30 protein-coding genes are annotated in these 22,592 nt (G+C 64.5%); 13 read left to right on the forward strand and 17 right to left on the reverse strand.

Going from position 1 to position 22,592, the window contains the following annotated elements; translation table 11 throughout:
• Nucleotides 1–112 precede the first annotated feature (112 nt).
• Both ACV22W_RS15535 and ACV22W_RS15540 read right to left on the reverse strand, forming a co-directional pair.
• Nucleotides 113–2,710: a type IV secretion system DNA-binding domain-containing protein gene (locus ACV22W_RS15535; protein ID WP_448020264.1), complete on the reverse strand. Its 2,598-nt coding sequence runs from the start codon at nt 2,708–2,710 to the stop codon at nt 113–115.
• Nucleotides 2,711–2,898: 188 nt separating this feature from the next.
• Nucleotides 2,899–3,240: a hypothetical protein gene (locus ACV22W_RS15540; RefSeq protein WP_448020266.1), complete on the reverse strand. Its 342-nt coding sequence runs from the start codon at nt 3,238–3,240 to the stop codon at nt 2,899–2,901.
• Nucleotides 3,241–4,194: 954 nt separating this feature from the next.
• Between ACV22W_RS15540 and ACV22W_RS15545 the strand changes: the two genes are divergently transcribed.
• From ACV22W_RS15545 to ACV22W_RS15580, 8 genes are all read left to right on the forward strand, one after another.
• Nucleotides 4,195–4,719, forward strand: coding sequence for a hypothetical protein (locus ACV22W_RS15545; protein WP_448020268.1), 525 nt, complete (start codon nt 4,195–4,197; stop codon nt 4,717–4,719).
• The gene (locus tag ACV22W_RS15550) at nt 4,719–5,018 is read left to right on the forward strand and encodes a hypothetical protein (RefSeq protein ID WP_448020270.1); all 300 of its coding nucleotides are present in this window, start codon (nt 4,719–4,721) and stop codon (nt 5,016–5,018) included. Before ACV22W_RS15545 ends, ACV22W_RS15550 begins: the two co-directional genes overlap by 1 nt.
• Nucleotides 5,019–5,126: 108 nt before the next feature.
• The gene (locus ACV22W_RS15555; RefSeq protein WP_448020272.1) at nt 5,127–5,570 is read left to right on the forward strand and encodes a hypothetical protein; all 444 of its coding nucleotides are present in this window, start codon (nt 5,127–5,129) and stop codon (nt 5,568–5,570) included.
• 217 nt (nt 5,571–5,787) lie between these two features.
• On the forward strand, nt 5,788–6,033 hold the full coding sequence (locus ACV22W_RS15560; RefSeq protein ID WP_448020274.1) for a hypothetical protein: 246 nt from the start codon (nt 5,788–5,790) through the stop codon (nt 6,031–6,033).
• A gap of 1 nt (nt 6,034) precedes the next feature.
• Complete coding sequence (locus ACV22W_RS15565; RefSeq protein WP_448020275.1) at nt 6,035–6,418, forward strand: hypothetical protein; 384 nt, start codon at nt 6,035–6,037, stop codon at nt 6,416–6,418.
• A gap of 25 nt (nt 6,419–6,443) precedes the next feature.
• Nucleotides 6,444–6,686, forward strand: coding sequence for a hypothetical protein (locus ACV22W_RS15570; protein ID WP_448020277.1), 243 nt, complete (start codon nt 6,444–6,446; stop codon nt 6,684–6,686).
• Nucleotides 6,683–7,045, forward strand: coding sequence for a hypothetical protein (locus ACV22W_RS15575; protein WP_448020279.1), 363 nt, complete (start codon nt 6,683–6,685; stop codon nt 7,043–7,045). Before ACV22W_RS15570 ends, ACV22W_RS15575 begins: the two co-directional genes overlap by 4 nt.
• Nucleotides 7,017–7,319 carry a hypothetical protein gene (locus ACV22W_RS15580; RefSeq protein WP_448020281.1) on the forward strand — a complete coding sequence of 101 codons (303 nt, stop codon included), beginning with the start codon at nt 7,017–7,019 and terminating at the stop codon, nt 7,317–7,319. The genes ACV22W_RS15575 and ACV22W_RS15580 overlap by 29 nt, the downstream gene beginning before the upstream one ends.
• On the opposite strand, the gene ACV22W_RS15585 is transcribed toward ACV22W_RS15580, so the two are convergent.
• Nucleotides 7,316–7,558, reverse strand: coding sequence for a helix-turn-helix domain-containing protein (locus ACV22W_RS15585; RefSeq protein WP_448020283.1), 243 nt, complete (start codon nt 7,556–7,558; stop codon nt 7,316–7,318). The two genes, ACV22W_RS15580 and ACV22W_RS15585, sit on opposite strands and share 4 nt — an antisense overlap.
• Nucleotides 7,559–7,627: 69 nt before the next feature.
• Here ACV22W_RS15585 and ACV22W_RS15590 point away from each other — a divergent pair, with 69 nt between their 5' ends.
• The 3 genes from ACV22W_RS15590 to ACV22W_RS15600 all read left to right on the forward strand — a co-directional run bounded on the left by ACV22W_RS15590 (nt 7,628) and on the right by ACV22W_RS15600 (nt 10,222).
• Nucleotides 7,628–8,851: a hypothetical protein gene (locus ACV22W_RS15590; RefSeq protein ID WP_448020284.1), complete on the forward strand. Its 1,224-nt coding sequence runs from the start codon at nt 7,628–7,630 to the stop codon at nt 8,849–8,851.
• An 87-nt stretch (nt 8,852–8,938) separates the two neighbouring features.
• Nucleotides 8,939–9,361: a hypothetical protein gene (locus tag ACV22W_RS15595; RefSeq protein WP_448020286.1), complete on the forward strand. Its 423-nt coding sequence runs from the start codon at nt 8,939–8,941 to the stop codon at nt 9,359–9,361.
• Between the two features lie 60 nt (nt 9,362–9,421).
• Nucleotides 9,422–10,222 carry a hypothetical protein gene (locus tag ACV22W_RS15600; protein ID WP_448020288.1) on the forward strand — a complete coding sequence of 267 codons (801 nt, stop codon included), beginning with the start codon at nt 9,422–9,424 and terminating at the stop codon, nt 10,220–10,222.
• Nucleotides 10,223–10,408: 186 nt separating this feature from the next.
• Here the strand turns inward: ACV22W_RS15600 and ACV22W_RS15605 are convergent, their stop codons facing one another.
• The 11 genes from ACV22W_RS15605 to ACV22W_RS15655 form a co-directional block, all read right to left on the reverse strand.
• The gene (locus ACV22W_RS15605; RefSeq protein WP_448020290.1) at nt 10,409–11,104 is read right to left on the reverse strand and encodes a hypothetical protein; all 696 of its coding nucleotides are present in this window, start codon (nt 11,102–11,104) and stop codon (nt 10,409–10,411) included.
• Nucleotides 11,105–11,193: 89 nt separating this feature from the next.
• Nucleotides 11,194–11,613 (reverse strand): hypothetical protein, encoded by a 420-nt coding sequence (locus tag ACV22W_RS15610; protein ID WP_448020291.1) that lies wholly within the window; start codon nt 11,611–11,613, stop codon nt 11,194–11,196.
• A gap of 106 nt (nt 11,614–11,719) precedes the next feature.
• The gene (locus ACV22W_RS15615) at nt 11,720–11,938 is read right to left on the reverse strand and encodes a hypothetical protein (RefSeq protein WP_448020292.1); all 219 of its coding nucleotides are present in this window, start codon (nt 11,936–11,938) and stop codon (nt 11,720–11,722) included.
• A gap of 310 nt (nt 11,939–12,248) precedes the next feature.
• Nucleotides 12,249–12,662, reverse strand: a complete 414-nt coding sequence (locus tag ACV22W_RS15620) for a hypothetical protein (protein ID WP_448020293.1) — start codon at nt 12,660–12,662, stop codon at nt 12,249–12,251.
• 340 nt (nt 12,663–13,002) lie between these two features.
• Nucleotides 13,003–14,370 carry a hypothetical protein gene (locus tag ACV22W_RS15625; RefSeq protein WP_448020295.1) on the reverse strand — a complete coding sequence of 456 codons (1,368 nt, stop codon included), beginning with the start codon at nt 14,368–14,370 and terminating at the stop codon, nt 13,003–13,005.
• Between the two features lie 13 nt (nt 14,371–14,383).
• Nucleotides 14,384–14,836, reverse strand: a complete 453-nt coding sequence (locus tag ACV22W_RS15630) for a hypothetical protein (protein WP_448020296.1) — start codon at nt 14,834–14,836, stop codon at nt 14,384–14,386.
• Nucleotides 14,833–15,219 carry a hypothetical protein gene (locus tag ACV22W_RS15635; protein WP_448020298.1) on the reverse strand — a complete coding sequence of 129 codons (387 nt, stop codon included), beginning with the start codon at nt 15,217–15,219 and terminating at the stop codon, nt 14,833–14,835. Before ACV22W_RS15635 ends, ACV22W_RS15630 begins: the two co-directional genes overlap by 4 nt.
• A gap of 8 nt (nt 15,220–15,227) precedes the next feature.
• Nucleotides 15,228–15,488: a hypothetical protein gene (locus tag ACV22W_RS15640; protein ID WP_448020300.1), complete on the reverse strand. Its 261-nt coding sequence runs from the start codon at nt 15,486–15,488 to the stop codon at nt 15,228–15,230.
• A 12-nt stretch (nt 15,489–15,500) separates the two neighbouring features.
• Nucleotides 15,501–15,857, reverse strand: coding sequence for a hypothetical protein (locus ACV22W_RS15645; RefSeq protein ID WP_448020302.1), 357 nt, complete (start codon nt 15,855–15,857; stop codon nt 15,501–15,503).
• A 306-nt stretch (nt 15,858–16,163) separates the two neighbouring features.
• Nucleotides 16,164–18,755 carry a DotA/TraY family protein gene (locus ACV22W_RS15650; RefSeq protein ID WP_448020304.1) on the reverse strand — a complete coding sequence of 864 codons (2,592 nt, stop codon included), beginning with the start codon at nt 18,753–18,755 and terminating at the stop codon, nt 16,164–16,166.
• A gap of 187 nt (nt 18,756–18,942) precedes the next feature.
• A complete protein-coding gene (locus tag ACV22W_RS15655) occupies nt 18,943–19,362 on the reverse strand; it encodes a hypothetical protein (protein WP_448020306.1) in 420 nt (139 codons plus the stop codon).
• A gap of 591 nt (nt 19,363–19,953) precedes the next feature.
• Here ACV22W_RS15655 and ACV22W_RS15660 point away from each other — a divergent pair.
• On the forward strand, nt 19,954–20,553 hold the full coding sequence (locus ACV22W_RS15660; protein ID WP_448020307.1) for an AAA family ATPase: 600 nt from the start codon (nt 19,954–19,956) through the stop codon (nt 20,551–20,553).
• Between the two features lie 5 nt (nt 20,554–20,558).
• Nucleotides 20,559–20,951 (forward strand): hypothetical protein, encoded by a 393-nt coding sequence (locus ACV22W_RS15665; RefSeq protein WP_448020308.1) that lies wholly within the window; start codon nt 20,559–20,561, stop codon nt 20,949–20,951.
• A gap of 102 nt (nt 20,952–21,053) precedes the next feature.
• Here ACV22W_RS15665 and ACV22W_RS15670 read toward each other — a convergent pair whose 3' ends face one another.
• The 3 genes from ACV22W_RS15670 to ACV22W_RS15680 are packed head-to-tail and all read right to left on the reverse strand — an operon-like array spanning nt 21,054 to nt 22,162.
• Nucleotides 21,054–21,347, reverse strand: a complete 294-nt coding sequence (locus ACV22W_RS15670; RefSeq protein ID WP_448020310.1) for a hypothetical protein — start codon at nt 21,345–21,347, stop codon at nt 21,054–21,056.
• 52 nt (nt 21,348–21,399) lie between these two features.
• Entirely contained in the window at nt 21,400–21,786 is a 387-nt protein-coding gene (locus ACV22W_RS15675; protein ID WP_448020312.1) for a DUF6876 family protein, read from the reverse strand.
• A 52-nt stretch (nt 21,787–21,838) separates the two neighbouring features.
• Entirely contained in the window at nt 21,839–22,162 is a 324-nt protein-coding gene (locus ACV22W_RS15680) for a hypothetical protein (RefSeq protein WP_448020313.1), read from the reverse strand.
• Between the last annotated feature and the right edge of the window lie 430 nt (nt 22,163–22,592).

The raw sequence follows: 22,592 nt of genomic DNA on the forward strand, positions 1-22,592 counted from the left end.
GAACTCCGGTCGAGGGTGCGGTGCGTTGGTGCCAACGGTCTAGGCCAGTCTCTCGTACTCGCAGGCACTGTCAAGCAAGCGGGGCGTACCTATAGAGGTACGCCCGCGGCGCTCACTGGAAGAGCGGGGTGGTGCGCTTCGGCTTGATCGGCTTGCCGTCCGGCCCGGTGGTCGGCGTCGGCGTTTTCGCGGCGTGGATCATGTCGATCACCTTCACGGCGTCGAGCGCCAAGCCCAAGCCGGGCACGTCGATCGCTTCGCTGATGCGATCGACCGTGACCTCTTCGCCCATTTCCTCGATCATGCTGTCGAGGTCCGACTCATCGACCTCGGCCGGTTTGCCGTCCGGGCCGACCTTGGGTTCGCGGGCCTTGGGCTGGTGGTGCTTGTGCGGTTCGGTCGGCTCGTGCGGCTCGGCCATGTCGATCATGGCGACGACCTTCGCGGGCTGCTGCAGGGGCTCGCCGTTCATCGGGTCGGTCACGTCGTACTCCGGCTCCGATGTGTCGCCGCGCTGCTCCGCGTGAGCGTCCGCGGCCGGTGCCGGGGTTGTTTCCAGGTTTTCCGCGCTCGTGACCGCAACGCGCTGCTCAACGACCGGGGTCTTCGCCGGGCCGGCCTCGGCCGATGCACCACCGGCGGTCGCGTCCGTTTCCGCCGCCGGCTGCTTCGTCGCAAGCGGTGCGGTCCATGCTGCGGGCACGAAGCCGTCGCGGTTCGCGTACTTCTTCATCGCGCTGGTGTTGAGCGTCGGCCAATCCAAGCGGTAGACATGCGGCCCCACGCCGAGGATCAGCGCGCGGATGGCCGAACCGTTCGGCCACTTCTGCCAACGCTGGCGCACCGCCGCATCCTGCCGCCCGATCAGCGTCGGCGCGGTCAACTGGATCGGAGCCACCACGAGACGGGGCTCCACGTGCGCCGCGGTGCTCTTGGTCGGTGCGCCGCCCGGCGCGACCGACTCCGTCACGGTCGTGATGGTGATGTGGTTCTTGCCCAGCCCTTCAGACGTTTTGATCACGCCGTCCGTGCCGGCGCGCATCTTCGTGAAGATGCGCATGGACGGCATAGCGAGCAACGTCTTGGCCCCATTCTGGCCGTAGGTCTCCTCGAGTTGGTTCTCGTCCTGGAACAACAAGATGGGCACCGCACCGCGGTCGCGGGCGACCGCGCAGAGTTCCTTGAAGTCGGCGGCTGGAAGCGTCGGGAACTCGTCCACGACGAGAAAGAGGTGCCGGCCGTGCTCGTTGCTGTCGAGGTCGTGGACGATCGTACGGATCAGCGTGTCGAACAACACGGTGATCCAGGCGCGCAGGTTGGCGTCCTTGGTGCCGTGGACGAAAACCTGGCGAGGCCCGGTGTAATCGTCGCTCACCCATTCCTTGACGCTGAACTTGACCGCCTTCTTGTCGGGTCGGCCCCAAGCTCGGGCCAGCAAGAAGATCACCATCGTTGCGACGTTCAACGACGCCATGATGTTGTTCACGGTCACGTTGTCGTCGCCGCCCTGAAGGTTTTGCTTCGCGCTGGCGAACGCCATGTCGTACGCCTTGCGCGCCTCCGGGTCGTGTTTGTCCAGCAGCGCGAGCATGTCGGCCACCGGCAGGCTCAACACGCTCGCGTGCTCGAAAAAGCCCCAGTCGAGGCCGTGGTCGTTGAGCAGCGACTTGGTGCAGCCGATGAACAGTTGCTTGGCCGCGCGGTCGAAGAACGGGTTCTTCTCGTTCTCCTTGATCAGCGCGCCGGCCATCGCGGCGATGGCGACGTCGTCCGCCATGTCGGCGGCGATGTCCCACACCATCGACCGGCTGTCCTCGGGGCTGAGGATGGCCGGGCGGCGGTACAAGCGCGTGAACTCCTTCTTGATGTCGTAGATCAGCGCCTTGTGCCCGCCTTTAGGCGCCAGGTCCGCATACGGGCCTTCGCCGATGATCTGCGAGAGGAACGTGTTGAGTACCTGCGTCTTGCCCGCGCCCGGTGCTCCGCTCACGAGCATCCCGGCGGCGAATAGGTCTTTCGACACCATCGGCAGGTCCGGGTGGATCTTCATGAACATGGGCGTGCTGCGAACCCGTTGGTAGGCACACCACGCGGTGGGCCACCGACCGGCGAGTACGTGCGGCTTCGCGGCGGCCCAGGCGTTTTTGTGGTTGCGAGGTTCGGCCAGGCGTCGGGCAAGGTCCACGATCGCGGCCTTGCCGGTGATGAACCGCGCGCCCTTGGCGTGCTGCGCACGGGACTGCGGACGGAGCAGGTGCAGGTACGTGATGCGCCCCACGACCACGGCGGCGACGATCGGGGTCGCGAGCCGAAACCCGAGCGCCAACGGGTACGCTTGGAGCATGTCGAGCAGGGTGGCCGTCTGCGTGTCGAACCACGAGGGCCAGAGGTGCGGGTTCGACATGGCGTGCAACGCCGTGTTGATGGCGATGGGGATCAGGTGGAGCCAGGCCGCGAAGTACGCCCCGACCATCGCGTTCATTTCCGCGCGGTCCCACATCGTGTTGTGGTCGAACGCAACGCCCGCGTACCACACAAGCAAGGTGGTCGCGAAGTACGTCACGACGCACACGAACAACGACCACCAGACGGCCGGTCCTTGTCGGATGATGCCGCGTGTTGGGCTTAACCCGGCCGGTTCTTTGGAACCGATCGGCAGGAAATAAGGCTCCTCGTCTTCGAGGCTGGCGTCGTAGTGGTTGGTGCTCATGGTCGCGTACTCCGAGGGCGGAGCGTGATGCTCCTGTACCTCGAAGTCCGCATTACCTGCGGGCGACTCGGAGAACGGTGACGGTGCTGCACGGTCCTGCTGAAAAACGAAACGCCGGACGGTTCGTTGTCGCGGTGGTCTCGACTCGCGGCCCGGCGTCGTTTTTGGGTGGTGCGGATTTTGGCCGGTTACGCGGCCTGTTTGACCGCGGCCAGCGCCTCCTCGTCGATGCTGCCTCGGACGATGGTGCCGTCCGTATCAACGACCAGTTGGATCGTGGCGAACGCGTTCGCCAGCGTCTTAAGGTGATCGTCGAACCGCTTGCTCAAGCGGTCTTCCAGCGCTGCGATCTGTTCGTTCATCGCGCGGCGTTGTTCCTCGATCAGCGCGGCCATGTCCACGCCGTTCAGGTAGGCGGCTAGCGCGCGACGCGTCTCTTCGCCCAGGCTCGTGCCGTTCGTTTCGGCCAGGTCTTTGAGGCGTTGGTGGTCCGAGTGCTTCATTCGGACGGTGGTGGTCGGCATCGCCATGATGGTCTCCGGGCGGTTATGGTGTACGTGTACGATTAACTCCAGCCCGAGGCGCTGGCAAGGGCCTGCGAGGGAGATTTCGCGGGCACCTCGATGCGCCGGTTGCGCGCATACGGTCAACGTCTTGCCGGGCCTGGTTTCGGGGCGTTCTCGTGTATTCGCGGGGGCGAATACGTTAAGAGCCCTGCGCAGCAAGGCGAAAGGGCCGCGAAGCGGCCAGGGGAGAACGCACCGAAGGTGCAATGTGTGTGTTGTGCCCGTACCCCGAGAGAAACGAGGGGAAACGCGCAACCGACCACCGCCGTATGCTTCTTGTACCACCACCCCGATGTTGCTTGTACGCCTTTCACGGTGTTGCTGGTGCGTCTGCCCTCGATGCCCCGTTGTATATCTTGTACGCTTCCTCCTGTATTTCTTGTACGTCCTAACCATTTCGTGGTGCAAGGTGCTGTGGTTGAGGGTTGCTGAGTTTCTTGTACGACCGTCCCGTCTGCCCCGTGTCCTGCCCGCCTTGCCCGCTTGCCTGTTTCTTGTACGGCCTCCTGCTGAACCTTTTTCTTGTACGCCTTCCCGACCTGCCTCGTTTCTTGTACAGCCACGCCCGAAGCGGTCGGGCGATGGGTGTGAAAACGGGCGGATCGGGCGGGGCGAGGCGTGAACCGTCGCAAGCAACAACTGCGCGCGCCGGGCCTGTTTTTCGTGCCGTGGCCCGTCGAGTGCGCGACCAAGAAAAACGTTGATGAGGTCTATGCAAAGCGCCACCAAGCCCGCTTGGCCCGCGCACCGTTCAGGCCGGTGAGCGCATGCCGTACAAAAAAGATGAGGCACGGTGTTGACGACCGCGTGCGAAGCCGTATCTTGTACTCATCGCATCCCCGCGATTCGACGCGCTCAACGTTCGCCCCGGTTCATCGCTGGGGCGTTTTTCGTTTACGACCTGGGAGACCTGCAGCTATGACCGCCGACCTGAACGATCTGCAAGCACGTGAAGCCCGACGGCTGGAACGTACGCGGCAACGCATCCGTGCGAGCCGCGCGAAGTGGTCGATCGTGCGCAGCAACCTGGGCGCGTCGATCTTGACCGCCATGCTCGCGGGCGCCAAGCAAGCGTTGCAGGCCAACGTGGCGTACTGTCGCGACGCCAGGGACAACGCGAAACTGTCGAAGTCGGAGCGTGCGCAGGTCGAGGCGGTAGCGGGCGCGCACATGAACGACCTGCTGGGCGCCGCGCTCGATGCGTTCGTCGATATGAAGCCGGAACGCCAGCGCGAGTATCTGTATACGTACATCACCGCCGAAGCCGATGCGTTCAAACAGGCCCAGCCTCAAGCGGCCGGGTTGGCGGACGAAGCGCCCGCCGGTTACGACAACCCGCCGCACGACATACCGCAGGCGGCCTCGGACGAGCACGCGGTGTCGCGCCTGGACGATCTCGCTCTGCACTTCAGCAGCGCTCCTGCGTCGACGGGAGGTGTGTGATGACAACGCCGGCCAGTACCGTCCGCTCGCGCGCCTCGCGCGCGCGCCGGCAGGCGACGCGGCACGCGGTTGGTACCTCGATCGTCCGCCGGGTCTACGCGGACGTGAAGGCGCTGGTGCCCGCGCACGCCGAATGGATCGCGCAAAGCACCGGCCTCACCGGCCCGGAGCAAGCGACCGCAACCGCCCGCGTGAGCGATCACCTCGGCGCGGCGCTGCTGGCGTGGCTGGCCTTGCCCGACCGTGAACGCCTGGTGTTCCTAAAGAGGTACATGCGGCTGGCGCGCGCCCCTGCTTGATCAACCGGCCGTAACGTCGATCTATGTTCTCCCGGTGCCCGCCTTTGAGCGGTTTTTCCGGTACCGGCGCAGCCCTTGGCGCTTTCACCCGAAACCTCGGAGAACATCATGGCCATTCCCCTCACTTTCAAGAAGCCCGTCAAGCCGGCGGCCACTGCTCCGGTCGCTGAACCGCTGGAGAAACCCGACAATCGCGACGCGCGCGTGGCGAAGGTTCGTGCGTTCCGAGCGGAGATTCAGGCGTTCAAGGCCGAGCACAGCGCTGCGTTGTCGAACTTAATCGCGACGCTGGACCAGGGCGTTGTACAGCCGGGGCCGGACGCCGTGGTGGCCGAACGGGCGGACCTCGAGGCTCGCCAAGCCGAGTGGATGCTGCCCGACCGGCCAGACGTTGCCCATCTGGCGTCGTCGCTCGACCAGCATCTGCAGACCGTCGTTCTGGCGAGCGGTGCCGCGATCACCGACGCAGAACGGAACGCGCTCGCAATGCTCGCTTACCGGATCAACCTCGTGTTCAGCGTGGGCGGCGGTAGCGGATCGGCCGGTGCGTGAGCGCCGGTGGGTTTCGCGTAGCGCGCTTTAAAAAACATGGGGCCGCTACGCGTCCCTTTGTTCATTCCGCTACTGCCTCTGTCGCCGGGCGCGTGGTCATGCCCGGCGCCGCCAACTATTTTTCCGTACGTCCCGTCCAGCGCTTGCTTTAGTTGGAGCTGGAGTTAGCCTGGGTCGAGGGCGTTGGTGCCAACGCTCAACCTTCCCCGGAGTTCCTATGCCCAGCGACAACCCAAACACGCAGCGATGGCACGCCTGGTTGAATCGCCACGCGGCGGACCGCACCCGCATCGGGCCGATGATGATGTTGCGCAGCATCGTCGCGAACGTCGATCGCGAGCGCGAGGCCATCGGCGTCACACGCACAGCTTACGTCGCCTCGGCCTTGCTCGCGATGGAAAGCCTCACGCCTCGCGAGCGCCAGCGGTTTCTCCGACGTTACGCCGAACTGGCCGGAGCATGACATGGCCCTGCGCGTCCGGTTCAGCGTCAAGCGTTTCGAGATTCGCAAGAACGAAGCCAAGCGCGTGCGGGCCGAAGCCCGCGCCGCGCTGCGCCGGAACGCGCTCGCGTTTCGTTGCAGCGTGTCCGCCTCCGCGGCAAGCCTGGTCGTGACTATTGGCGGCGTGGCAACGCTCGCCGTCGCGGACCAATCTTCCACCGCGCTGTTGACCTTTGCGATCGTCGAGTCCTGCCTTGCCGTCGTGTCGATCGGAGCCGCGGTGTACTTGAACCACCATGGGCGCGAGAAAGCCGACGACCTTCGATCCGCGGAGCGTCGGCTGGCCCGAGCCCGCGCACGGCTCGCGGAAATGTCCGCGTTGAGCGTCTACGAAACCGCTGATTAACCGCCCTCGTCCGGGAGATTCCGCCATGTTCCAAGACCGTGTTCCTGCTCCGCCGTTCCTGCCCATCGCCGTGGCGCTCATCCTGCTCGGCGCGTTCGCCGGTCTCGCGATCGCTTCAAACTGGGTGACCGACCCGGCCGGCCTAGTCGCCGTCATGACGGGGCTCTTCCTGCCGATGCTGTTCCTGCTGGTGCTGTCGTGCTGGCCACTTCTGCGCAAGCCCAAGCCCGCGCAAACCCAAACCGTAACCGAAGGGAGCGCGTCATGATCCGCAACCTACTTAACCTGGCCCGTGATCGCGGCGTGGACCTGCGCGGCGTCGCCGTCATTGTGCTGCTGTCGAACGCCGTGGCCCTACTCGCCGCCGATGTGGTGGTGCTCGCCTGGCGCGGAGCGTTGCCCGGCCTGTACGTACTGGGGGCGTTCCCGCTCGTGCTGGGCGCCATGATGCTGCTGTCGAGCGACCTGCACCTCACCGGCGAGGAACGGCTCGACCGTCACCTCGGGCTGTCGTTTCGCGGCGCTCGCCGTCGCGAAGCGCAAGCGGCTTACGCCGACCTTTGTGGTCATGTCGCCCGCGTACAACTTCGCGAGCCTGGTGCGTCAACTGCTGGACCGGACCGCTGAAGCGGAACTCGCCCTGCACGACGCGGAGCGCGAAGCGGCGTCGCACCACGTCGTCCTGCTGCACGTACCGGCCGGTCGCTTTTCCGATTTCGACGCGCTGGCGGCCGACCACGGCCTCGGCCGTGAGGCCGGTTTGAAACGCTTGATCGAGCGCGCGTTGCGCAACCCGGCGTTGTTCGACGAGCCGGCGGAGCCGTCGATCGACGATCTGGACATGGGCGAAGAGCCCGCACCGCCGGTTGAGCCGCCGCCTGTCGATCAGCGGGACGGTTAAGCGCCAGCCTTCGTGAGCGCGGCCACGGCGTCGGACGGTTCGGCACCGCAGGCCCGGCACCAGTCAAGATAAAAAAGCAGGTCGATATAGCGCTCGCCGCGTTCCAGTTTTGAGATGTACGTTTGATCGACCTGGAGACGTTCGGCGAGTTGAACCTGGGTCAAGCCGGCCCCTTTGCGCACTCGGCGCAAATGATGTCGGACGACGACGTAACGAGGATGGTGAATCGAGGGAAGCATGGCGACATGCTCCCTGCAACTTTAGAATAGGCCAGACTGGCCTATTTTGGTAACATCCGGCCACGAACAATGGTCGCTTTGGCCGAAAACGCAGCATTCAACGGGGGCTTTATGGACTGCACTTTCAAGACGCTGGTCGCAACTGCGACCGCTTCCCTGATCCTAGCCGCCTGCAGTGGTGGTGGTTCGTCCGGTTCGAGCACCGGCACGTCGTCCAGCACGCCGACGGCGAGCAACGGCGCGACGTTGCTGGCGCAATACGTCGTCCCGGCCAGCATCGCAGGGAGCGTGGTCACGAACTATTCCGGCCCGGCGTTCAACGTGGGCAACAGCGGGATGCAATCGAACTGCTCGAACGCTTCGGTCACGTCCACGACCGTTGTTGATGCGCCCGACGTGGTGGTCTTCTCGGCGAACGGGGCCAGCGTCAAAGCCCAAGAGGTAGCGGCCGATCTGTTCGAGCAGGCGGTGCCGCAAATCCGTGCGGCGCTCGGCCTGTCTGCGTCGGGCGTGGCGTTCGACGGAACGAACAAGGTGCAACTGTGCGTTGATCAGAACCTCGGCCAAGGGACCAGCGAAGTCGGCAGCAGCATCACCGGCCAGACCGCTCAAGGGCCAGCCGGCGTGGTCATGCAACTGATGGCACCTTCGTCGCCGAACTTTGACGCTCGCTATCCCGGTGCTACGTCGTACACAGACGGGACCGTGGGCCTGCGCTACATCGACCTGTTCCGGCACGAGGGCACGCACGCCGCGCTCTACTCGCTCGCCGAACCGTTCGGCGGGATGGACTCTTGGTTTCAGGAGGGCATGGCGACGACCGTGAGCCAGTTGCCGATGGGCAGCAAGGCCAGCATCCTCGCCGCGGCGCAAGCGTCCGACCTGCTCACCGCGAACGGTTCGGGCAACGACATGGGTACGTCATATCCCGTTTACGAAGCGACGATCGACTACCTCACGTCGTCGTCGCCGGGCGGCCTCGGTTACGGGCTCACGAACATGCCAGCGTTCGTCGCAGCCTACAAGGCGAAGGCGATGGCCGCTTGCGCTCAGCCGATCCCTAACGGGTTGATCCCCACCGCCGGCCAGGCGTACGGGATGCCCGCGGGCGAGTACAACGTGTGCGCCCCGTCCGTGCCGGGGATGATCGACACGAGGCTCGTCGCGGCGTTCGATCAGGCGTTCGACGCCACGTTCACGAGCAACGGCTCACCGCTGCTGCTCCATACCGCGGACGGGGCCAACAGTCTCGAAGCCACGTTGTCGCAACGGCTTTCGGCCTTCTTGCCCTAACCTGGTGACTACTTTTTTCAACGGCTCCTTCGGGGGCCGTTACTGCTTCTAAACAACGACACGTGGGGAAACGAAATGAGAGGACAGTTGAAGCGGCTGGGTCGTGCCCAATCGGCCGGGCAGTACACAAAGTTCGATGAGATCGAACTGGGCGAGCATGCCCTGAACAACCTGTACGTACCGCCGAAGTTGGAGCACTACCTGCGCGAAAACCAGTACAGGGAAATCGAGTTGGGCATCTGGACGCTGGTGTGGTTCAAGATTTTGATCGCCTTGGGGACCACCGACGGCAAGGTACGTCGATGGGGCACGTTCCTGCTATCGATGCACACCCTGGCGGTCGTCGTGCTCACGCCGATCGCGTTCATGGCGGCGAACGCTGCCGGCTCATTCGTGTGGCTCGGCGTCGCGTTCATGCTGCTGTACGACGTTCAGGTACTGAACGGGTGGCGTGTCGTGTTCACGGTCGGCCCGATCGACTCCGCCTCGTCGCCCGCTCGTGGCGCGTGACCCAGCGCACCTTGCACCTCTCTGTCGCAACCACAAACCGACCAACAACGTAAGGGGCTCATGTTGAAGACGAAGTACGCATTGATCGTTGCGGCCGTCGCCGTTCTTGCCGCGTGCGGCAAGCAAGAAAGCCAACAACAGGCGAGCACGCCCGCGCCGGCATCAGCGCCCGCCGCTGCGCCGGCACCGGCCCCTGCTCCGGCCGCACCGGCGGTCGCGGCCACGCCCGCGCCGGACAACACGCCGCTCGCCAACTACGAACCCGTAGATGGCACGAACGGTACATGGTTGACGTATGTGTCCGTGACGCATGCGGGCCAGCAGCCCGCCCAGGACGAACTGCTCAACCTGTTCTCGGCGAAGTATTACAACGAGCAAGACACGTTCAAGAAGCACGACCTGATTGCAACGGAATGGCCGCCGATCGAGGCGAACCTGAAGCACTACACCGCGCAGAACTACTACGCCGTGCCGTTCGGTGGTTCGACCAACCTGAACGCGCCGGAAGCGATTCAAATCACCATCGGAGCCCAGCCTTACGATTTCGGCTCGAAGAGTTTTCCGATCGGTTCATTTGCCGATGCGGTCTTCCCGAACTCGCAAAACGTACGCCTCGTCGTGAGCGAGGACACCAGCCGGTTTACGCAAATCAAGGTCCAGGACGAAGCATTGGCTCGGCAGATTGAGCAGTGGCGCACGTCCGGCATGCTCTCGCTGCGCGGTTTGCTGTACCTGCGGGTCGATAACGTCCAGAACGGCAACCAGGTTCATGCGACGCTGCAACACGTGCACATCGACGTGTACGACAAGCCGTCTTACCTTAATGGTGGCGGGAAACGGGTCACGTCGTTCGACCTTTAACCGCCGCATCGACGACTCCAGGCTTGTCCACGGCCCTCGCGTGTGTACAACCGGGCCAGCGGCCTCGCCGCACGCAAGAGCCCGGTTGTGCACACGTGGCGCGCAGCGCGAGGCGGTGGGCAAACCGTTGACCACCACAACGAAAAAGGCCCTGTTTAAGGGCCTTTTCGCATGGTGCGCTGGCGTTCAGTCTCGGGTCTCGGGCCGCTTCACCTTTCTAGCTTCGCGCTCCACGGCCATGGCCTGCACGTCGCTGCGATTCACGCGCCGGTTGCCCTGCTCGTCGAACACAACGGGCAACCGGCCGCGCTGAACGAGACGCGTGATGCCCGACCGGTCGGCGTACCCGAGCAAGCGCCACGCATCGGACAGCGACAGCAGCGGGCCGGGCCGCACGGCCTTGTTGCGCGCACGTTCGAGCGACCGTCGCGGGCGTGGCCGACCGGTCGGCGTCGGCATGTCCCGCCACGCTTCAAGGTCCGCCCGGTCGAACGCCCGTACACCGTCGATCAGCACAAACACCAGGTCGCCCAGTTGCGCGGCGCGGTTCACGGTGGGCACGCTGCGCCCGATCAACGCCGCGGCCTGGTCGGCGGTCAAGCGCCCGGCGGCGGCGATCGCCGCACGAGGCCGCTGCGACGGCGGCACGAACGTGTCGAGCGAGGCCCGGTTGACCAGCCGGCCGCCGCGGCTCTTGTTGTACCCCGTGGCGAGACCGTGCGGGGCTTTATACCAGATGCTGTCGGGCTCGCCGGGCGCGGGACGGTCGAACTCGCCGTCGCGCCACCACTTTGAGACCGTGACGAGCGCGACGCCAAGGCGGTCGGCGACCTGCTGCAGGGTGAGGTAATCGTCGATGCGAACGCGCGGCGTGTTGGTCATGGTTCGGGCTCCCAGGCAAGCGGGCCTGCTGGCCCTTGTACTGGGAAGCCGGCCCGCGAGGACCGGCACGTGGAGCACGGACGGATCGCTTACGCGAAGCGGTAGCCGCCGACCTTCTCTTTCTTGCCTTCGGCTTGATGCCGAATGACGTTCGGCGCGATGCCATCGGCGAGGTCGAGCGCGGCCGCGATCGCGGCGGTTTCATTCGCACCGGCCGCAAGCGGGTCGTAGCCGATCGCGGCGAACTGGTCGAACTGCCCTTCGGTGATTTCAGCAACGGTGAACGGGCGCTTGCGGCCCGGGCCGTACGTCACCATCACGAACATCAGATTTTTCGGGTCGTGCGGTGCGTCCTCGACGTAGCGCTGGCTGTAGCCGCTCACGTCGATCTGAACCGCTTTTGCGCTCCAGCCGCCGAGCGACGCGGAAACGCCGGGGAACGTAGCGACGGCCGAAGCCTTGTCGTAGACGGCTTGCAGGTCGGTGGTGTTGATGGTGCTCTTTGCCATGATGGGCTCCTTCGGTGGTCAACGGGTGGTCAACGCCGGGATGGCGCTGGTACCGCCAAACCCGCATTGCTGCGGGCACTTGGTGGAGCGTTGGCGAGACGGGCTCTTACTTCACGTCGATCCATTCGCCGGTGTCGGCGTCGCGGCGCTGCTCGACGGTGACGACGTAGCCGTTCGCGTCGAGGTCGTCCTGCGTGAACATCGTTTCGCCGATGCGACCTTCGGCGTCGCGGATCGCTTCGATGTCGGTGAGGCCGTAGCCGTACACCTTGCCGTTGTGGCCGGTGAAGCGGTGTTCGGTGCGGGTTGCGATGGTGGCTTGCATGGCGTGTCTCCGGTGGTTTTGGCATTGCGATGTGCATTGCCTACACCTTCAGTGTCTCGTACCACCGGAGAAAATCAATACTTTTGAGCACGAAAATAGCCTGAAACGCTTTAAATGTTTTTCGTCAATATCTCCGAATGTTACGGAGCCCGGACCACTGCCATGAATCGCCGATCCGTGGCCCGTGATGATGGACGCCAGAGGGCCAGTTAGCGCGGAACGCGCCCATTTTGAGGTGTTTTCGCGTGCGCTGATGCAAAAGAAACGGAGCGCTTGCGCGCCCCGTTGATCCGAACTTCGGTCGTGTGCATCAAGCCCGGTTTGCGGAGGCGTACACCTCGTCGGTGAAGGTGCTCCACACGTCGTGGGCGGCGTCGTAAATCGCTTCGCAAAGGCGATTCCAGAACACGGTCGCGGGGGTGTTTTCACGCTCCATCTCGGCCTCACCGAAAAGGGTCGACACGGCCTTGCGGAGTTCGTCCTGGTCGTCTTGTTTTCCCTGGCCGCCGGTGTAGAAACCAAGGGTGTCGCGATCATCTTCCGACGCACCCTCAAGCACCAGATTGAACTCGGTGCCCTTGATCGTTACGTACGCGTTGATCAGAAGCGTGAGGTCTTGCGTGTCGTCGGCGAGGTCTTCGTTGAACGCGTCGCCGCGTTCGACTTCGATGCTGCCGATGATGATGTTGAGGTCTGCATCGGTGGGTTGAACGAAGGTGATCATGAGGTGTCTCCGGGTTTCAAGCGGCGTTGCGATGTGCATTGCCTACACGTTCAGTGTCTCGTACCACCTGAGAAAATCAATACTTTTGAGCACGAAAATAGCGCCGAACGACTTAAATGTTTTTCGTCACCAACACCGATTGTTACAGGGCCGGTTACGCGCTCGTAACGAGCCCGGCCGTGGCCCGTGGTGACGGTGCGATAGCGAGTGCCAGGCGCGGATACGCGCCCGGGTTGAGGTGTTTATGTTCGCGCTGATGACGGTTGCGCGCGCACCCATGCAAGACAAAACGGAGCGCTTGCGCGCCCCGTCGATCCGCCTTCGGCCTCCACCGCGTGCATCAGGCCCGGCCCGGGCTGCGGAACGTGTCGAGCATCGCCCGCGTTTCGTCGGCGACCTCGGCGAGCGCAACCGACTCGCGCCCGTCGCGCAGCAGGCGCATGGCATCCTGGTCCGCTTGCAACCATGCGTTGCGGCCTTTCATGAACGCCTCGTACAAAATCGGGCGTTTCAGGATTTGCGGCCACGGTGTCGGACCTTCGGTCTCGTCGTCGCGGTCGTAGTACCGGTTCTTGATGAACGGGTTCGCGCCCCATCGCCCGAGCAGTTCCAGCGTCTCCGGCCACTCGCACGCGTCGCCATCGCCACGCTCTTCTTCATCGGCGAAGTGCTCAACCTGCGTCATGACAGCTTGCAAGATCGACCTGCCGAACGGCTGCGCGTTCGGATCAGCGCCGAGTGTGAGCAACCATGAAATGTGCTCCAGCCGGCCGCGCAACACCGCTTTGCGCAACGGCTGGCCGCTGTCGTCGTGGCCGTTCGGGTTCGCGCCTTCGGTGATCAGCCGATGAAACGCGCCGTCCCAATGCTTGTTGATGGCGCTGCAAAGTTCGCGTTCGAGCCGCCGGCCTTCGGCGTCGCTGTGACGCTGCAAGGACCGCTTAAACACCGGCTCCGGTCGCTTGACCGGCTTCAGGTCGGCCCATCGCTGCATCCACGCGCGCACCGCGGGCGCGACGGGCACGTTGTCCGACTCCGTGTCGTCGTCGTGCTGCTCGTCCGGACCGTCCAGCGAGTCGAAGAGGCCGCCGGCCTCACGGCGGGCGTGCTCCTCCAACGCGACCTGATCGGGTGTGGGATGGCGGCAACCGTCGGCGTCGATGAACACCGGCGCCGGGCCAACGTTCCAAGTGAGTTCTTCGGCCAACGCTTCGCGCTTGTCCTCGTCCGCACGGTCGTAGTAATGCTGCGCCACCGCGTCGGCCTCGTCTTGCTCTTTCTGCTGCACGTCGCTACGCCAGACCATCGCGTCCTCGAGCACGTTCGCCATTTTCGTGCGGTGCCGATCCCAGCGCTTGTGCGCAGCCACGAGAATCACAAGCATGATCGCACCCGTGACGAACGAAAGGAGCAAAATAACAAGATACGACGGCAAACCTTTTGCCGGCACCGTCTTTGCGACGAAGCACCCACCAAAGTACACCCCGAGTTCGGCCAACACTCCGACCAGCAGCCAGGTCGCCGCGCGGCGGCCGTGGCGCATGGCCCGGTCGGTGAAGCCGTCGAGCGCGATGTCGGAGTCGATGGCGTGGTCTTCGCCCTCGTCTTGATCGTACTCGTCATCGTCATCGTGCAGGCTACCGGTGAGGTCGTCGTCGTCCTCGTCTTGGTCGTGCAAGTCGTACGGCTCGTCGTTCATCGTACTCATGGCGGTCCCCGGTTCAGTTGAGCACCGACCCGACGCACGCGGCGCTGGCCTGCCCGGTGTACGCCGCGCCGTCCATCTGCGCCCGCAACTCGAACCCGCAGTTAGCATGAATGCGCCAGGTGCGGATCACGACCCCCGACACGGAGCATCGCGCCGTGTCGTAAACGATGCCGGTCGAGCAGTACCCCATCCCGGCGAAGTTCGATGTGTCGTTGTAGCCGCCGCCGCACGTGTCGGAGATCTTCACCCATACGCCGTAGCCGCTGATCGCGTTACCAGCGATGCCGCCGTCGTAGGTCTGGCGGTGCATGAAACGTGCGACGCAGCCGTTCGCCGTCGCGTCTTGGTACATGTAGTAAGAACTAACCTGCGCGCGCGCGGGGGCGGTGATGAGCGCAGAGCAGGCGAGTAGCGCGGCAGTGATGGTCTTGACAAGCGTTCGCATGGTGGCCTCCGTGATGGTCATGCCGCGGTGGTCGGGTTCAAGTGGTTGAGCATCGCCGCGAAGACGGGCGAGAGCTTCACTTCGTCGGGTTCGGTCGGCAGCAGGCGCGAGAGGCGGTACGCTTCTTCCGCAGCCGCGAAGTGCGCCCGGGCATCGGCCTGGGCCGCGTCCCAAGCGGCCAACGTGTCGCGCACGCTAGAGCTGTCGGCCGTCGGTGCAGGTTCAGCGGCCAGATGGCGGGCCTGATTTCGGGCTTGCGCCAGGAGCGCGGCGTGCTTGCGAACGCGCAGCGCTGCGCGGCGGGTCTCATCTCTGCAACGGATGCCGCGGACGGTAGGGTTCGAAAGCATTGCGTCGAAACGGTCGTTGCGGTCGTCGATGAGGTCGATGGCGAGGTGGTACATGTCGGGCCTCATGTTGCGTTGCGTTTGCGATCGGCCAGGCGCTCGAGTTCAGCGGCGGCCCGGTTGAACGACGAGCGTTTGGCGAGGTACAGACGTGCTGCACAACCCAAGGCCACGGCCGTCACGATGAAGTGCCCCGGGGCCTGGTTGGCAGGGCCGCGAAGCGCTGTGACGACTTGTGTGCCGGCGATGGAAAGCAGGATCAAACAAAGCCCAAGCCGGACGTGCTTGATGAGGTCGGCGATGCTGGGAAGCGATGGGATGCGCATGATCGGCCTCGCTTATTTCTTGCTCGAGGGGAGCAGTTGCACGCGCTCGTCGCCGATCGCGGCGTGGTCGAACGCGAACGACGGGAGCCAATCGCTGGGACGGCGCAGCAGTTCGATCGGGCGGCCATCGGTGGCCCGATGGCGCATGAGGTTCGCGCGGAACGAACCGGACCACCACACCGCCGCGGTGAACGCTGCGACGCCCAGTCGGCCCAGCAAACCGGACCAATGCCCGCCGGCGATTTCGAGAACGCCAAGCGTGAGGTTGGCGATGAACGCGATGGCGCCGATGTGCGCCACCGCGCTTTGCATCAGGTAGGCGCGGTTCGCGGTCTGTTCCGTGAGGCGATGATCGAGGTCGTTGTGCATGGTGGACTCCGGCGAGGGTTGAGCGTTGGCATCAACGCTATGACTTACCGTCTCTCCAGCCGGGGCTTCAGTCAAGGTCGTACGACCGAAAAAAGGCCGTTTTCCCCCGGAAAAACCGTGTTTTTTGAGTTCGGGCGGTAGCAGGTCGGGGGCCTCCGGTCTGGTGTTTTTCACGCGCCCATGCACGACAAAGACGGGGCGCTGCGCGCCCGGCCGATGCCTTCGGCCTCAACCGCAAGTGCCTGGGACCACGAACGAAAACGGGCGGTTTGTGGCCGCCCGTTGTGCTCGATGATCGCCCGTCGATCAGGCGGTACCGCCCTCCTGCTCGCCGCTCGGCTTCGCGTCCGGCGCGGGGCTGGCCTCCGGCTTCTCGATGGCCTCGGCCGCGCGCTCGGTGGGCTCCACCAGCCGATCGCGGATCGCCGCGGCGCGCTCGATGTTCGCCGCCAGCTTCTTGGCGAGGTCCGCGCGGCTCGTCGCGGTCGTGTCCTGCGTGTTGGCCGTGGCCGTGGCCGGTGCCGGTGCCGGTGCGTCGGTCGGCGCGGGTGCTCCGTTGCCGGTCCCGCCGCCGGCTGGCGCAATGGGCGAGGTCGGCTTACCGCCTGCTGCAGCCTTCGCGTCCTTCAGCGTGTTGGGCTCGGCAGGCGCGTCGCCACGACCGCCGGTCGGCGGCGTCGGGCCGCTCGGAACTGTCGTCATCGGGCCGCCCCGCTCGCCACGGCCGCCGGTCTCGCGCTCTTTCTTCATGCCGGCCAGTTTGTTACGCATGGCGCCCGCGCCCTTTGCCGCACCCGCAGCGGCCGATCCGAGCGCCGCGCCCGCGGCACCGGCTGCAGCCGAACTCGCTGCGCCCGCACCGCGACCCATTTCCTCGACGTGCCCGCCCAGCACCGCGCCGTGGCCGCCGCCGATCCAGTCCAGCACGTTGTCGGGCACGCTCGTGATGAGTTTCAAGCAGAAGCGCACGCACTGGAACAAGAACGTCATGAAGAGGATCGCGCCCGCGATCATCCGCATCAGTTCGAACAAGCCACCACCGCCGCCCGTCGCGCCCCAGGCGACGCCGAACATGGTGTTGGCGAACAGCCCGATCGGCCCCATCAAGATGTAAGCGCCGCACACGCCGATGGTCATCAAGGCCGGCCGCAGGGTGAGGCTCAAGATCATCATCAAGCCTTGTTTCTGCGAGCCCACGCCGTCCGACCCGTGATTCGGCGAGAGAAACGTGACCGCCCAAAGCGGCGCGGCGACCAGCGACTCGAACAGCATGACGAGCCAGCCGAAGGCCGCCAAAGCCACGGCGAAGAACGGCATCATCGGCAACACGAAGCAGAGCACAAACGCGGGTGCGAGAAAGAGCGACGCGATGAGCGTGAACAGACCGCCAAAGAGCGAAGCCGCGGCGCTTACGGCGTTCCCGAGCACCGGAACGGCGGCCAGGCCCATCAGCGTCGCCGCGGCGATGCCGGCATTCTGCACGGTCGTGAACAGCCCTTGCCCAACGTCGTACGCGCGCATCATCGGGTCTTCGTTCGGGTCCGAAACGGTTGTGAAGCCCTGGCCGGCGAACAGGTTGATGACTTTCGAGAACTTGTCGTCGCCGCTGCCGCTTCCGCCGGTCTTGGCCGCGGCTTGCGTGTTCGCCGCGTCGAGCAGCGACTTCGCATGCTGCACGTCGCCGTCGGTCCGGTTCTCAAAGAGACCCATCAAGTGCTCGGTACCAGCGGTGCGCCCATCGACGGCCGTCGGCACGTTCGAGACCGCCGCGTTCACGTCCGACTTCGCACGGGCCAAGGCCGCGTATTCCGCACCCGAGACAACAAACCCATCGGCGGACAGGCTCGAGGACAGTTGGCCGCTGCCCATCGCCGCGGTGAACGCAGCGTTGGCCTTCGCGTTGACCGTAGCCTCGTACGCTTTCACCGCGTCGTCGATCGCGGCGTTCACAGCGGTCGGCGACAACGTTCCGCCCTGTCCGTTGTTGACGATCTGCTTCGCCACGTTGTCCGCCATCGTTTGCATGTTCTGCAACGCGGTGATGTGGGCGGACTCAATCGCTTGCGTCGCCGGACTCGAGTTGAGCCAAGCTGTCGCCGTTTGCAGCCCGGTCGCTGCAGAGCCGGTGTTCGACGCGGTGGCCGACGACTTGCCTTTGAGCGTCATCGTGACGTTGCCGCAGGCGCCGTATGCGCTACCGATCTCACCGAAGTTGTAGCCGGCCGTGCCTGCGCCGTTGGCGTCCAGGTTGTTGAACCAGGTCGCGCCGACGCTCGCCGGAACATTCTTGCCTTGGTTCAACCAGTCCAGGTTAGCCTGAGCATCGGGCGGCGCGGACGCGTACATGCTGCGGATGCTCTCGTAACAGGTGTCGCTCAACACCAGCGACTCGAACAGCGCCCGCGCTTTCACGTCGAGCACAGGGCTCGTGTACGTCGCCGTCTGCTGCGTCCAAGTCGAAAGGTACGTACTCCAGACTGTATCTGCCAGGCCGATGCCCTGCGTCGCCAGCCAGAGCACGATCAACTGGATGAGGCAGAACCCGCCTTTGACCGGCAGGATCAACGCCATGCCGATCGTTGTGCGAACCGGCACCCACATCGAACTCCATTGTTTGCCCAATGCCTCCCCGTCGTGGGCGGTGGATGCGATGCCCGCGAACATGACGTACGCGGCGATCAGACCGCCGATCGACATGACCGCCGTGTTCAGGATGCTGAACAGCGGGCTGAACGGGCTGGCCGATGCGTCCGCGCCGGCCCCCAGGATCGGCATGACGTGGACCATGATCCAATCGGTCGCCGGCGGCGTGAAAATGTCGTCCGCGTGCGCGTTGCCGCTGAACAACAATGCAAACAGAGCAAGCGGCCCCGCGAGGGTCTTGAAGAGTCGGCGCATGGTGTGGCCTCGGGCGAGTTGTTAAAGAGCGTGTGGCGCCGGCTGAACCGTTGGCACCAACACCAAGTTCGCTCTAGAAAACCCTTCAGTCAACGCCGTACGAGGCTTGCCGCGAAAAAAAGCGCCCACCGTGGGCGCAAAAAAAAGCGGCCTCGGCCGCTTTGCGATGGGACGCGGTTGTGTGCGATCAGGTTTTCATGGGATCGAACGCCACGCACAAGCGGATCGCGTTGAGCGGACCAAGGGCCATCCAGGCGATCACCGCGAGCGCTGCGACATAGAGGGCCGACCCGTGGTTCGCGATTTCGTGTGCGCAGAACAAGCCCGCCATGACGTACAACATCAGCAGGAACAACAGGCCACCGATTCCGCCGCGACGCACGCGCCCGTCCGGGCTTGCGACGGCGTAGACCGTCGTCGCGCCCAGGATGCGTTGCACGCCCAGCGCGATCGGTTCGCCAACGTTCAAATAGTTGCTCAACCGGGGCGACACTCGGAAGTTTCGGATTTCGTGGTCGCCGATTTCTGCGACCGAACGGATCGTCCAGCCGTACTGGTCAACGCGACCTTCGCCAAGCAGTTTCAAACGTCCTTCGATGCGTGCCATCGTTCTCTCCTCAATGTGCGGTGCCGTTGGTGCCAACGCGGTACCTGGAGTACACCAGGTTCTACGAAAAACTCAAGTTCTCACGTGCTGCGCTTGGGTGGGCCGTGGGGCGCGGGGAACGGCGCGACGTTGCTTTGCTGCTGCGTGTTGCGAACGCCCGGTCATCGCTTGCCCTCGTTCCGTGTGAGTTGTGCGCTTCGGAGCCTGCCGTGACGCCTAACAACGCCACGCCGGCCGGCCCGACCAGGGTTTGGAGAAAGCCGCATGCCCGCGTAGCGGGACCGGGTGCCGACGAAAGCGAAGCGCGCCCTGGCCGGGTTGACCGGTGGGCGTAGGCGTCGGGAAACGGCGGGTTCGATCGCACGACGGGTTGAGAACGATGCGACCGGGTGTCCGCGCGGGAACGCGCAGCAGGGCCGCGCACGGCGTGGCCTCGGTGTAGTGCGTTTGATTTGTATCGTTTGTAGCTCTAGGTACGGTACTCGAGCCGTACCCGTTGACGTGCGCTGGGATGTACGAGAACGTAGTTTGTATCAAACGTATCAAGCAAACGATACATACCATCCGCCACGATCTAGAGGAATACAGACGATGATGTTTTCATGCTCTGTTTGGAGCCCCAAAGGCGGCGTCGGAAAATCGACGCTCGCGCTCAACCTCGCCGCACGCCTTTCGCACGAGCAATCGAAGCCTCGCGTGCTGCTCGTCGATCTGGACGCGCAGCAAAGCGGGCGTACTTGGGCCGCGCAAGCGGCGCAATGCGGCCATACGGTGCCGTTCGACGTGGCCGCGTCCGATGCGCAGGCGTCGGCGTATGACATCGTGATTTACGATCACGCGCCCGGGATGCTGGACGTGTCCATGCTCCGAGGCCAGGTTGTGCTCATGCCGGTTCTTCCCTCGTTCTTCGATGCCGTGGCCTCTGTTAAGGGCCAAGCGGAACTGCACGCGAAGGGCCGCAAGGTCATGCTCCTGCCGAACCGCGTGGAAACGAGCCACGCGAGCGACGTGGCGTTCCTCGCCGGCTTCGTAGGCAAGCCCTACATCAAGCGCCGCAAGGCGGCGTATCAGCAAACGGTCGCCCGGGGCCTGTCGATCTACGCCGACAAGTGCGGCGTGCGCGGCTTGAAAGAAGCGCGCGCGGAACTGGACCGCGCGGTGGACTCGCTGCTGGACCTGGCCGCGGCCTAACCCCTTTGGACCTGGAGACGATGATGGAAAATAGTATGAACTCACTGGCCCGCTTGGCGGCCAAGAAACCCGAACAAGACCTGATGGCCGCGGCGGCCGGCGTCGTGAACGTAGCGTTTTCCGCGCCGGCCGTCGAACCGTCGCCCGTTGCCGAGCGTCCGTATTTCGCTCTGCGCACGAGCGATCGAGCCGCGGGCGATCCCGCGGTGACGTGCAAGGCTGCGATCGGTGGGCGGGATGCGGCGGCTACGCAAGTCCGCATTCCGCACGCGCTGCGCGAGCGGATCGAGAAGTATGCCCGAGGGCCAGCAACGGTCGTGCTGGTGGCGCTCGCGGAGCGCGCCCTGGATCAGTTGATCGCCGAAGGCAAAACGCTGCACATCGAGAACGAGAAGTGATCGGCGCTGGACTGCTGGACGTGAAAAAAGCCCCTGAAAAAGGGGCTTTTCTGTTGGTGCGGTTTAATTTGTTTGGTTTGTATCAAACAAACCAAACATCAATCACGAGGCCAGCCACTCCTCATACGTCTTGACCGTCCAGCCCAGCGCCTGCGCGTTGTCGCGGTAGATCGCGTACTCCGCGTCGTTCGTGCCGCGCTGCTGGGTCTGCCAGCTTTCGAGAGGCATCAAGCGCGGATCGTCGTGTCTTGCGGCGTGGAGGTTGAGCACGGCGTCCCCAGTGTTGCCTTCTTCGGCGTCGAGTTCGACGATCGCTTGCTGTTCGGTGCAACCGGTGCGGCGCATGACGTGCGCGACGCGCTCCGGCGAGGTGGTCGAGGTGTTAGCGCGGGTCATCAGGTTCTCCGGTGAGCCCCGCAAACCGTAGTGTGCGGGGCGTGCGTGTCGATCAGTATTCGGACGCCAGCATGGCGAGCCAGCGCGGCCGTTCGATGTCGGTGAACACGGCGAAAAGGCGCAGGGTCATGGGCAGCGCGTAGGCGTGGCGCGCGTAGAGTTGGCGGTGGATTTCGAGGTCGTTGCCGTCGGTGATGACGAGCGAGCCGGAACCGTCGGCGTGCGGCGTGAACGTGATCGACCAGAAACCGTCGTGCTGCGTGCGCGTCACGACGACGGCCAGGGCATCGGTCACAAGCCAGGCCATGCCGTGGGTCATAAGGTAGTGCACGCCATCCGTGACCAGTGCGTGCTTCAGTAGTGGCCCTTGATTGTAGTAGTGCTCGGTGCCGGAGAACATCGCCAGCGTTTGCGCGTCGAGGGCTTCGGATTGGCTCATGGTGCGTTGCTCCTGGTTTGTTTGGTTTGTTTGGTTTGTTTGGTTTGTTTGATCAGTGCGCGGTCTTGCTGATGAACACGTAGAAGGCCAGCGCGTTCGGGGCGTCCGGGTCAAAACCGAACAAGGCGGTGAAGCCGTGGCCGATGTCGCGGGATTCGCCGGTTGTGATGCTTTCGTACGGGCCGTCGAACCAATCGAGGGCGTCGGCGAAATGAGGGTCGTGCATGGCCTCTGTGGTGACGAACACCGGGCCGCAAAAGCCGTAGCGCTTGCGCATGTCGTCGTTAAGCGGTTGCACGCTTGCTCGTTGGTGGGCCGTGGGGCCGAGGAACTGCGGGACGTTGCTTCGCGTGCTGGGTTGTTGATGCGTGGTCATGTCGATCCCCTTTCCTGGTTGGGTTGTGTTGCTCGCTGGAGCCGCCGTGATCGCATGAAAGCCCGGCCCGACCGCGGGGCAAGGGTTCGACGAAAGCCGCAGCGTGCGCAGCACGACCGGGTGCCCGGCGAAAGCGCAGCGGTCCCTTGCCCCATCAGCGGGCGGGATGGGCTATGCGTCGAGGTGTAGGCGGCCCGGTGTGCAACGCAACCGGGTCCAAAAGGAAATAGCGACCACGCATCAACGCGGGAACCCAGCACGTGAGCCGTGCGCGACACGGCTGCCGTTGAGGTGTTGCGTTTTTTGGAGGGGCTGTTACCTTAGTTCTGTCGACGGCGTGGTGGCTGGCGATGTGCGTATAGCCCTGGTTGGCGAAGGCCGGTCGAACTTGACCGGCCTTTGTTCGTCGGTAGATCCGTCGCTCGCTGCT

It is taken from the genome of Burkholderia sp. AW49-1, assembly GCF_053427845.1.

Excerpts from the sequence above, each read along its gene's own strand:
- ACV22W_RS15680 (WP_448020313.1), bottom strand. The coding sequence starts at position 22,162 with ATGACCACGCATCAACAACCCAGCACGCGAAGCAACGTCCCGCAGTTC.
- ACV22W_RS15635 (WP_448020298.1), bottom strand. The coding sequence starts at position 15,219 with ATGTACCACCTCGCCATCGACCTCATCGACGACCGCAACGACCGTTTC.
- ACV22W_RS15610 (WP_448020291.1), bottom strand. The coding sequence starts at position 11,613 with ATGGCAAAGAGCACCATCAACACCACCGACCTGCAAGCCGTCTACGAC.
- ACV22W_RS15545 (WP_448020268.1), top strand. The coding sequence starts at position 4,195 with ATGACCGCCGACCTGAACGATCTGCAAGCACGTGAAGCCCGACGGCTG.
- ACV22W_RS15615 (WP_448020292.1), bottom strand. The coding sequence starts at position 11,938 with ATGCAAGCCACCATCGCAACCCGCACCGAACACCGCTTCACCGGCCAC.
- ACV22W_RS15605 (WP_448020290.1), bottom strand. The coding sequence starts at position 11,104 with ATGACCAACACGCCGCGCGTTCGCATCGACGATTACCTCACCCTGCAG.
- ACV22W_RS15565 (WP_448020275.1), top strand. The coding sequence starts at position 6,035 with ATGGCCCTGCGCGTCCGGTTCAGCGTCAAGCGTTTCGAGATTCGCAAG.
- ACV22W_RS15625 (WP_448020295.1), bottom strand. The coding sequence starts at position 14,370 with ATGAGTACGATGAACGACGAGCCGTACGACTTGCACGACCAAGACGAG.
- ACV22W_RS15645 (WP_448020302.1), bottom strand. The coding sequence starts at position 15,857 with ATGCACAACGACCTCGATCATCGCCTCACGGAACAGACCGCGAACCGC.
- ACV22W_RS15600 (WP_448020288.1), top strand. The coding sequence starts at position 9,422 with ATGTTGAAGACGAAGTACGCATTGATCGTTGCGGCCGTCGCCGTTCTT.
- ACV22W_RS15650 (WP_448020304.1), bottom strand. The coding sequence starts at position 18,755 with ATGCGCCGACTCTTCAAGACCCTCGCGGGGCCGCTTGCTCTGTTTGCA.
- ACV22W_RS15640 (WP_448020300.1), bottom strand. The coding sequence starts at position 15,488 with ATGCGCATCCCATCGCTTCCCAGCATCGCCGACCTCATCAAGCACGTC.
- ACV22W_RS15660 (WP_448020307.1), top strand. The coding sequence starts at position 19,954 with ATGATGTTTTCATGCTCTGTTTGGAGCCCCAAAGGCGGCGTCGGAAAA.
- ACV22W_RS15630 (WP_448020296.1), bottom strand. The coding sequence starts at position 14,836 with ATGACCATCACGGAGGCCACCATGCGAACGCTTGTCAAGACCATCACT.
- ACV22W_RS15535 (WP_448020264.1), bottom strand. The coding sequence starts at position 2,710 with ATGAGCACCAACCACTACGACGCCAGCCTCGAAGACGAGGAGCCTTAT.
- ACV22W_RS15675 (WP_448020312.1), bottom strand. The coding sequence starts at position 21,786 with ATGAGCCAATCCGAAGCCCTCGACGCGCAAACGCTGGCGATGTTCTCC.
- ACV22W_RS15590 (WP_448020284.1), top strand. The coding sequence starts at position 7,628 with ATGGTCGCTTTGGCCGAAAACGCAGCATTCAACGGGGGCTTTATGGAC.
- ACV22W_RS15555 (WP_448020272.1), top strand. The coding sequence starts at position 5,127 with ATGGCCATTCCCCTCACTTTCAAGAAGCCCGTCAAGCCGGCGGCCACT.
- ACV22W_RS15560 (WP_448020274.1), top strand. The coding sequence starts at position 5,788 with ATGCCCAGCGACAACCCAAACACGCAGCGATGGCACGCCTGGTTGAAT.
- ACV22W_RS15670 (WP_448020310.1), bottom strand. The coding sequence starts at position 21,347 with ATGACCCGCGCTAACACCTCGACCACCTCGCCGGAGCGCGTCGCGCAC.
- ACV22W_RS15585 (WP_448020283.1), bottom strand. The coding sequence starts at position 7,558 with ATGCTTCCCTCGATTCACCATCCTCGTTACGTCGTCGTCCGACATCAT.
- ACV22W_RS15655 (WP_448020306.1), bottom strand. The coding sequence starts at position 19,362 with ATGGCACGCATCGAAGGACGTTTGAAACTGCTTGGCGAAGGTCGCGTT.
- ACV22W_RS15540 (WP_448020266.1), bottom strand. The coding sequence starts at position 3,240 with ATGGCGATGCCGACCACCACCGTCCGAATGAAGCACTCGGACCACCAA.
- ACV22W_RS15570 (WP_448020277.1), top strand. The coding sequence starts at position 6,444 with ATGTTCCAAGACCGTGTTCCTGCTCCGCCGTTCCTGCCCATCGCCGTG.
- ACV22W_RS15550 (WP_448020270.1), top strand. The coding sequence starts at position 4,719 with ATGACAACGCCGGCCAGTACCGTCCGCTCGCGCGCCTCGCGCGCGCGC.
- ACV22W_RS15620 (WP_448020293.1), bottom strand. The coding sequence starts at position 12,662 with ATGATCACCTTCGTTCAACCCACCGATGCAGACCTCAACATCATCATC.
- ACV22W_RS15575 (WP_448020279.1), top strand. The coding sequence starts at position 6,683 with ATGATCCGCAACCTACTTAACCTGGCCCGTGATCGCGGCGTGGACCTG.